This window comes from Streptomyces sp. NPDC057565 (assembly GCF_042801455.1).
Classification (GTDB): Bacteria; Actinomycetota; Actinomycetes; order Streptomycetales; family Streptomycetaceae; genus Streptomyces; species Streptomyces yanii.
Genome location: NZ_JBHVFU010000127.1, coordinates 1 through 8363 on the forward strand (window position 1 = coordinate 1; position 8363 = coordinate 8363).

Below are 8363 nucleotides of genomic sequence, written 5' to 3' on the forward strand. Positions count from 1 at the left end.
AACTTCGGGCGCACCGCTCGATCCGCTGCCTGCTGACGACGAACCATCCAACACCTCCGCTGTCACGAGGTGTTGCGACGACCGATTGAATCCGCTCTGACAGCCGCGATCCGAGTGAAAGATCACCGGCCGGGCGGGACGACGTCGGAGGCAGGCGGACCTGAGAGCGTCGGCGACCAGTTCGGTCCGCAGGTGGTCGGCGGTGGACCAGCCGACCACGCGGCGCGAGGCGATGTCGATGACAGTGGCCAGATAGAGCCAGCCCTCTTCGGTGGGAACGTAGGTGATGTCGCCGCACCAGCGGGTGTCGAGGCCGTCCGGGTCGGGAGCGAAGTCCCGTGAGATGAGGTCGGGCCGGGCGGCGGCCGACGGGTCGGGGATCGTCGTCACCTGCCGCCGCCTGCGCTGTCGGCCCTGCAGGCCGGCATTGCGCATCAGTCTGGCGACGCGGCGCCGTCCGCAGTCCTCGCCCTGCCGTTGCAGGACGGCATGGATGCGCGGGGCCCCGTAGGTGCCGCGGGAGTTCTGGTGGACCTCGGTGATCTTCTCGCTCAGCTCGGCATCACGGACAGCCCGCGGACCGGGCCTGCCACTGCGGCGGGCGTAGAAGGCGGCTCGGGAGACCTGCAGCAGTTCACACGCGCGCTTGACGTTGTGACCGTCTCGCTTCTCCGCCTCGATGAACGGGTACACCGTCACCGGGTCTCCTTCGCGAAGAAAGCCGTGGCCCGCTTGAGAATGTCGACGTCCTCACGAAGCCGGCGATTCTCCCGCCGCAACGCGGCCAGCTCTTCGCGTTCACTGCTGGTCAGGCCGGCTCGCTCGCCCGCGTCGACCTCGGCCTGGCTGATCCACAGCCGCACCGCGGTCTCGGTCAGGTCGAAGTCCTTGGCGACCTGGCCGACCGAGCGGTCACCGCGACGGCACAGCTCGACGATCTCAGCCTTGAACTCCGGCGTGAACGAACGGCGAGGCCGAGGCTTCTTCTTCCCCATGCTCTCCATGATGGACATCCTTCCGGGGCAGAACCCCTGATCTCGGATGTCCGTCAAAGCGGATCAAGCCCACCCCAGCCTTACACACACGCCTCGGCCTACCCATGGCGCTCGACCGGCCTGCTCCGGTTCGGGTCGGGGACCTCCTTGGCACAGGACTGGTAGGCCGCGAGGAGCTTCTCCGGGCTGTACCCGGGGCCCTGGTCGACGATGATGTCGTCCGTGCCGGCCTTGGGGTCCTTGGCGGTCATGCCGTGCCGGCGCAGGCACTCGGCGGTCTTCAGCGCGTGGTCCTCCTCCGCCGCCGAGGCGCGTTCGCCCCCGTCGTTCGGCGCGTAGATCCGGCAGATCGCGTTCGCCGCCTCGGCCTTCGGGTCCGGAACGGTGCCCGGCGGCGCGGCCACCTTGTCCGAGCCGCCCTTCAGTTCGGGGACCTCGATGCCCTGCTTCCTCATGCACTCGGAGTACTTGACGAACTTGTCCTGGTCGGCCTGCGACAGCTTGCCCGATCCCGACGAATCGCCGAGCCCGCATCCGGCCAGCCCCAGCACGGCGGCCACCGTCACCGCGGCGAGTGAGAATGTCTTCATGCGCCCCAGCGTGCGCCGCATCCGGTTTCCGGACGGTCACCGCGAGTGTTAACCGTGGTCTTACCGCTGGTCTGTGGCAATGGCCCCATGCGGATTCTGGTGGCCGAAGACGAACGGTTCCTCGCGGACATGGTGACGGAGGGGTTGCGCAAACAGGCGATGGCGGTCGACGTCGCCTACGACGGGACCACCGCGCTGGAGCTCCTCGACGTGAACGACTACGACGTGCTCGTCCTGGACCGGGATCTGCCCGGTGTGCACGGCGACGACATCTGCCGCGAGCTGACCCAGAGCGGGGCGAGCGTCCGTATCCTCATGCTGACCGCCTCCGGCACCGTGCACGAGCGGGTCGCCGGGCTGAGCCTGGGGGCCGACGACTACCTGCCCAAGCCGTTCTCGTACGAGGAACTCGTCGCGCGGGTCCGCGCGCTGGGTCGGCGGGCGGGTCCGCCGCTGCCGCCGGTGCTGGAACGCGCCGGGATCACGCTGGACACCGGGCTCCGGCAGGCCCACCGCGAGGGGCGCTACCTGCCGCTGTCCCTGAAGGAGTACGCCGTGCTGGAGGTGCTGATGCGGGCACGGGGCACGGTGGTCAGCGCGGAGGAGCTCCTGGAGAAGGCGTGGGACGCCAACACCGACCCGTTCACCACCGTCGTCAAGGTCACGATGAGCAAGCTGAGGGCCAAGCTCGGCGACCCGCAGGTGATCGTCACCGTCCCGGGCAGCGGGTACCGCCTGTGAGCCACGGCCGCACCGCACGACGGACCGGCCCGAAGCTCCACGGCTCGGTACGGGCCCGGATCACGCTGCTCTACGGCGGGGTCTCCACAGCGATCACCGCGACCGTCCTGATCGCCGCGCTCCGCCTTCAGCAGTACATCGTCGACAAGAAGGTGCGCGACCTCCCCCAGGATCCGGCGGCCGACACCGCCTCGTGCCGGCCGGGCTCCCCAGGCAGCCCCTGCTCCTCCGTGCCCCCCACGTCCGTGCCCCCCACGTCCGCGCCGACCGCCCAGCCGGGCCACAAGACAGCGGTCAGCGGCACGGAGGGATTCCAGCAGACCCTGATGGACTCCCAACGGGTCGTCACCCTGCTCGGCGTCGCGATGATCGCGGTACTGGCGTTCGCCGTGTGCTGGTGGCTCACCGGACGACTGCTGCGGCCGCTGCACCGCATCACCGCCACCGCCCGTCGGCTGTCTCTGTCGACCCTGCACGAGCGCATCGCGCTGACCGGGCCGCAGGACGAGCTCAAGGATCTGGCCGACACCTTCGACGCCATGCTCGACCGGCTCGAGCACGCCGTGGCCAGCCAGCGCCGCTTCGCCGCCAACGCCTCCCACGAGCTGCGCACGCCCCTGGCCATCCAGCGGGCGGCCCTGGAGATCGGCCTGGCCGACCCGACGCCCGGGAGGGTCGCCGAGATCAGGGCCGAGCTGATCCGCACCACCGAGCGCTCCGAGCGTCTCATCGAGGGACTCCTCGCGCTGGCGCAGGGCGAACAGGGCCTCGACACGCAGGCGCCGGTGGATCTCGCCGTGGTCGTCGGGCAGGTCGTACAGGAACACCGGGTGTTCGCCGACGCCCGCGGAATCGCCATCGACGTCACGGCCCGGCCCGTCACTGTCGTCGGCGACGAGGTCATGGTCACCCGGCTGGTCGCCAATCTCGTGCAGAACGCGATCCGGCACAACCACCCGGGCGGCCGGGTCGGCATCGACCTGTCGCCCGGGCGCGGGATCACGGTCTCCAACACCGGCCCGCACGTGCCCCCGGACCGGGTCGGCGAGCTCTTCGAGCCGTTCCGGAGGCTGCACCGCGACCGCACCGGATCGACCGAGGGCGCGGGCCTCGGCCTGTCCATCTCCGCCGCGATCATCAACGCGCACGGCGGCACCGTCCACACCACCGCCAACCAGGACGGCGGTCTGACGATCACGGTGGAGCTGCCCACGCCACCCCCGCCGCCCGGTCACGAGTCGTCGCCGACCCGCACGTCTCACTGACGCTCCCCCTTTCGGCCCTGCGCTTCTCCGCCCTTTGCATCAAGCCAGTCGGCAATTGCGTCCCATGCCTGACTGAGCATTTCGGGAACCATCAGTTCCGTGTGCCGGCAGGGCATGGTCGCCTCGGTGATCTCGCCGCCCACATAAGGCTCCCAAAGGCGCCCGTCCGGCGGATTGTCCCCGTCGGTGATTCCGGCGACGAACAGGAGCACGTCGCCATTGAACGTGCCGGGCCGGTGGTTCTTCCTGAGCTCCATATTGTTCGCGAAGATCTTCGCGAGAAGAAGCAGTTCGTCGTCGGAGATTCCACCGAGAACATCGCCCAGTTCCGCGCGAATGTTCGCCGCGACGCGCTGCTGCCGGGCCGCCGCCGCGTCGGTCACCGCGCCCTCCCGGGGTTCCTGCCTCTCCCCGGACCCGGAGGGCTCTTCGTCGCGGGCGGGGATCGGGTACGTGTCCATGATGACCAGGGCGGCGACGGTCTCGCCGACGGCCTCCAGCTGCAGGGCGATCTCGTGCACGGGCATGCCGCCGAACGAGAAGCCCAGCAGGTGGTACGGACCCGTCGGCTGCACGGCGCGGATCTGCTCGATGCAGTCCGCCGCCATCTCCTGGATGGAGCCGACCACGGCGCTGTGCCCGTCGAGCCCAGCGGCCTGGATCCCGTACAGCGGGATGTCCTCCGGGACGAACCGGGCCAGCTGCATGTAGCACCAGCTCAGGCCACCGGCGGGGTGGACGCAGAAGAACGGCGGCTGGCTTCCCGTCGTACGGATCGGCAGCAGCCTGTCGAGCGAGTCGCTCAGCGAGCCCAGGGTCAGCTGGTTGATGAGGCCGGCAGGCGTGGGCGCGGCGAACACGTCACGTACCGGGACCGACACTCCCCTTTCCGCGAGCCTGGTGACGAGCGTGACGGCCAGCAGGGAGTGTCCTCCGAGCCGGAAGAAGTCGTCGTCGACCCGGACCGACGGCACCCCGAGGACGTCGGCGAACGCCCCCGAGACAATGCCCTCCAGGACCGTGGCAGGGTGACGGCTGACGGCCGCCCAAGCCGCCGCGGCGCTCCCGTAGTCGGGGGCGGGCAGGGCCTCGCGGTCGAGCTTGCCGTTGGCGGTCAACGGCAGCTCGTCCAGGGGCACGACAGCGGCCGGGACCATGTGATCCGGCAGACGGCCGGGCGGGCGGCGCGGCGCTTCGCACCCGGCGCCCGGGCTGATCCGGCGCACCGCACCGACGGAAAACCGGCCGGGGTGTCTCATGACGCGTGACGCGTCGTGAGACACCCCGGCCGGTTTCGTATGTGCCCTGCTCCGCCGTGTCCGAGACTCCGCTCCGGCCTGCGCTCAGGTGGTGGAGAGGGCCTCGGTGGGGGTGAGGCGAGCGGCGCGGCGGGCCGGGTAGATGCCGGCCAGGGTACCGATGGCGATCGTGGCCAGGGCGGCGGCGGCGATGGTCTGGCCGGGCAGCGCGAACGGCCAGCCGCGGCTGGCGGCGTAGCCGAGGCAGACGGCCAGGCCGATGACCACTCCGGCGGCCCCACCGAGGGCCGACAAGGTCACCGACTCGGTGAGGAACTGGGTCCGGATCTGCCCGCGGGTGGCGCCCAGTGACCGGCGCAGCCCGATCTCCTGCCGTCGCTCCAGCACCGAGATCACCATGATGTTGGCGATGCCGACGCCGCCAGCCAGCATCGCGACCGCGCCGAGCCCGAGGAACAGCGCGTTGAACGCGCGGTTCGCGGCGGCCTGCGCGGTGAGCGCGTCCGAGGGCCGGCTGATCTGCACCTCTTCGGGATGCTCGGGGTTGACCGTGAAGCCCAGCACGTCGTGGACGGACTGGACGCTCGCGTCGGTGGACCGTTCGTACAGCGTGGTGGCGTACCCGTTGAAGCCGAGGCTTCCGGCGTACGTCCAGCCGATCAGCGCCGAGCGGTCGATCTCGGGAGCGAGCTTGACCGTGTCGAGGATGCCGGCGACCTGGACCCACTGGCCGCCCAGATAGACGTGCCGGCCGGCGTGGTCGATGCCGAGACGCTCGGCGGCGACCGAGCCGAGCACCACGGTCGGGTAGCGGCTGGTGGCTTCGTTGAGGAACGACCCGGACCGCACCGTGCCACTGAGGGCGTCGAGCAGGTTGGCCCGGGCGGCCTGGACGGCGATGCCGTTGGTCGTCGAAGAGTTGATCTTGTCGTTGCGGCGGACCGTGACGTCCTGCACCGCGCCGACCGCGGACACGCCGGTCACGCCCGGGATCCGGGAGACCATTCCCTCGGCGTCCTTGGGCAGCGTGGAGGTCTGCCCCAGCAGCGACGTGCCGGGCGAGACGGTCAGCAGGTTCGTGCCCAGCTGGTCGATCTCCTTCATCAGGCCGGCCTTGCTGACGGTGCTGAGACCCACCAGCCCGACCATGGCCGCGACGCCGATGGCGATCCCGAGCGCGGACAGCACCGCTCGCAGCGGACGTCCGCGCAGCCCGTCCAGGCCGACCACGGCGAGATCGCCCGCGCGCAGTCTCACCGGATCCGGTAGAGCGATCATGCTGGTACCCCCGTGTCCACGCGGATCCGGCCGTCCCGGATCTCCAGCCGCCGCGGCAGCGCCGCCGCGACCTCCAGGTCATGAGTGATGACCACGACGGCAGTGCCGTCGCGGTTGAGTTCGGTGAGCAGGTCCAGCACGCCGGCGCCGGCGACCGAGTCGAGGTTGCCGGTCGGTTCGTCGGCGAGCAGCAGCGGCGGATCGCCGACGACCGCGCGGGCGATCGCGACCCGCTGCCGCTCGCCTCCGGACAGCTGGTGCGGCAGATGGTCCACCCGGGCGCCGAGGCCGACGCGTTCCAGCGCGGTGCGGGCCAGCCGCTGGCGCTCCCGGGTCGAAGTGCCGTGGTAGAGCAGCCCGGTGGCGACGTTGTCGAGCGCGGACAGGTGGGCGGTGAGGAAGAACTGCTGGAAGACGAACCCGATCCAGCGGGCCCGCACCGCGGCCAGCCGACGGTCCGGCAGCCGGGCGACGTCGTGCCCCCGGATGAGGACGCGCCCCGTGGTGGGGTTGTCGAGGGTCCCCATGAGGTTCAGCAGGGTCGACTTGCCCGACCCGGACGGCCCGACGATCGCCAGCAGCTCGCCGGCGTGGACGGTGAGCGACGTCCGGCGCAACGCCTGCACTCCGCCGGGGTACTCCTTGGAGGCGTTCTCCACCTCCAGGACCGGGGTCGACCGGCCGTCGTCCATGAGCCCGTCCGTCATGGCCGCGGCACCTGCACCTTCATGCCCACCGTGAGGTCGCCGGTCACCTGGACCTTGTCGCCGTCGAAGACGCCGAGCTTCACCGGCACGGAGCGGACCTTCCCGGCGGAGTCGGCGACGTTCACCGAGTACTCGCCCTCGGACGACGCCAGCAGCGCGTTGACCGGCACGGTCAGCACGTTCTTGAGTTCGTTGCTGGTGAATCCGACGGTGACTGGGGCGCCGGTGAGGCTGCCCACGTCGGCGGACTTGTCGAGCGTGACGGTGACCTCGAACGTGGCGTTCTCGGTTCCCGCGCCGGTCTGCGACCCGGACTTGGCGGAGGAGGTGGCCACCGTGGAGACGGAACTGACGTACCCCGCCACGGTCTTCCCGCCGGGTAGCGTGACCCGCACCGCGGCGTTCTTCTTGGCGATGTTCTGCTGGTTGACCGGCAGACTGACCGTGACCCGCCGCTCGGTACCGGTCGCCTCGTACACGGCGCCGCCCGCGCCGCCGCCGAGGGCCGCCTGGAGCGTCTTCACCTGGATCGCGCCCGGCTGGACCACCACGTCGCCGGGTGCCAGGGTCCCGGTCCGGGTCATGCCCTGGTCCTTCTGGAGGTCCCGGACGGCCTCGGCGGTCGCCCAGGTGAATGACTTGTCGACGGCGAGGTTGTCACCGTAGCCGAGCGCAGCCAGATTGCGCTCCAGCTCCAGGACGTCGTATCCGTCCGACATGCCCTCCTGCAGCTCTCGCCAGAACGGCATCGTGCCGTACAGCAGGGGCACGCGGTGGCCGTCGACCCCGTAGGCCTGGTGGCCGCGGCGGATCACGTCACCGGCCTGCGGCAGCCAGGTGATCCGGCCGTCGCCACCCGCCAGCACGGTGTAGCTCCCGGCGTAGCCGAGGGTGCCGTCGGCTTCGGTGGTGCTGGCCAGGCCGCCGCGGGTCACGGCCACGGTCGGCAACGTCGTGTCGGTCTCCTGCGTCGCCGCTTTGCCGTCCCTCAGCGCATAGACCGCGACGCCTGCGCCGCCGATCGCCAGCACGGCGGTCCCGGCCAGCAGCGTCCGCCGCCTGCCACCGCGCCGGCGGCGCTGCGGCGGGGGGCTCTCCTCACTTGCGGAAAGTGCGATAGCGGAATCCAGCACCGTCTGCCTCCAGGTAGTCCTCGTGGACGACGACTTGATGGTGATCAGCCTGGCCGGAGGCCGGTTTCCGGGCGGTGACCGCTTGCGTTAACCGCTGCCTTATCGTGCCGAGAAGAAGCCCTTCCCACCTGCGCCGGAAGGGCGGCGAGCACTCCGCGCCCAGTCGGTCGAAGGGGGTTCACCGGGTGCGCCGTCCGCCCTGATGATCAAGCCGGCAATGATCAAACAGCCGGTCTCGCCGACGCGTCCGACACTCCGCAGCATTACCGGTAGGAACTCTTGATCGGACCGGAGGGTCCACTTAGCCTCGATCCACCGACGTGCTCTGAAGATGATCTCTTGATCGATTTGTGAGCTGGTTTCGGTCGGTGGCCGTGGGTGGGCAGGTTGTTTCT

The 8363-nt window shown here is 70.4% G+C and carries 9 protein-coding genes; 2 read left to right on the top strand and 7 right to left on the bottom strand.

Going from position 1 to position 8363, the window contains the following annotated elements; genetic code table 11:
- The 3 genes from ACFU8W_RS51510 to ACFU8W_RS51520 form a co-directional block, all read right to left on the bottom strand.
- Window positions 1–699 (bottom strand): IS3 family transposase (locus tag ACFU8W_RS51510; RefSeq protein ID WP_384052744.1); only part of this gene is annotated, 699 nt, incomplete at its 3' end.
- Window positions 696–1004 carry a transposase gene (locus ACFU8W_RS51515; RefSeq protein ID WP_384052745.1) on the bottom strand — a complete coding sequence of 103 codons (309 nt, stop codon included), beginning with the start codon at window positions 1002–1004 and terminating at the stop codon, window positions 696–698. The genes ACFU8W_RS51510 and ACFU8W_RS51515, both read right to left, overlap by 4 nt.
- 89 nt (window positions 1005–1093) lie before the next feature.
- Entirely contained in the window at window positions 1094–1585 is a 492-nt protein-coding gene (locus ACFU8W_RS51520; protein WP_384052746.1) for a hypothetical protein, read from the bottom strand.
- A gap of 87 nt (window positions 1586–1672) precedes the next feature.
- On the opposite strand from ACFU8W_RS51520, the gene ACFU8W_RS51525 reads away from it, so the two are divergent.
- Window positions 1673–2326: a response regulator transcription factor gene (locus ACFU8W_RS51525; RefSeq protein WP_358861809.1), complete on the top strand. Its 654-nt coding sequence runs from the start codon at window positions 1673–1675 to the stop codon at window positions 2324–2326.
- Window positions 2323–3591 (top strand): sensor histidine kinase, encoded by a 1269-nt coding sequence (locus ACFU8W_RS51530; RefSeq protein WP_384052747.1) that lies wholly within the window; start codon window positions 2323–2325, stop codon window positions 3589–3591. Before ACFU8W_RS51525 ends, ACFU8W_RS51530 begins: the two co-directional genes overlap by 4 nt.
- Here ACFU8W_RS51530 and ACFU8W_RS51535 read toward each other — a convergent pair.
- The 4 genes from ACFU8W_RS51535 to ACFU8W_RS51550 all read right to left on the bottom strand — a co-directional run bounded on the left by ACFU8W_RS51535 (window position 3585) and on the right by ACFU8W_RS51550 (window position 7968).
- Window positions 3585–4817, bottom strand: coding sequence for a thioesterase domain-containing protein (locus tag ACFU8W_RS51535; protein WP_384052748.1), 1233 nt, complete (start codon window positions 4815–4817; stop codon window positions 3585–3587). The genes ACFU8W_RS51530 and ACFU8W_RS51535 overlap by 7 nt on opposite strands.
- Window positions 4818–4934: 117 nt before the next feature.
- Window positions 4935–6128: an ABC transporter permease gene (locus ACFU8W_RS51540; protein WP_384052749.1), complete on the bottom strand. Its 1194-nt coding sequence runs from the start codon at window positions 6126–6128 to the stop codon at window positions 4935–4937.
- Entirely contained in the window at window positions 6125–6835 is a 711-nt protein-coding gene (locus tag ACFU8W_RS51545) for an ABC transporter ATP-binding protein (RefSeq protein ID WP_384052750.1), read from the bottom strand. The genes ACFU8W_RS51540 and ACFU8W_RS51545 overlap by 4 nt, the downstream gene beginning before the upstream one ends.
- Window positions 6832–7968, bottom strand: coding sequence for a peptidoglycan-binding protein (locus ACFU8W_RS51550; RefSeq protein ID WP_384052751.1), 1137 nt, complete (start codon window positions 7966–7968; stop codon window positions 6832–6834). Before ACFU8W_RS51550 ends, ACFU8W_RS51545 begins: the two co-directional genes overlap by 4 nt.
- Between the last annotated feature and the right edge of the window lie 395 nt (window positions 7969–8363).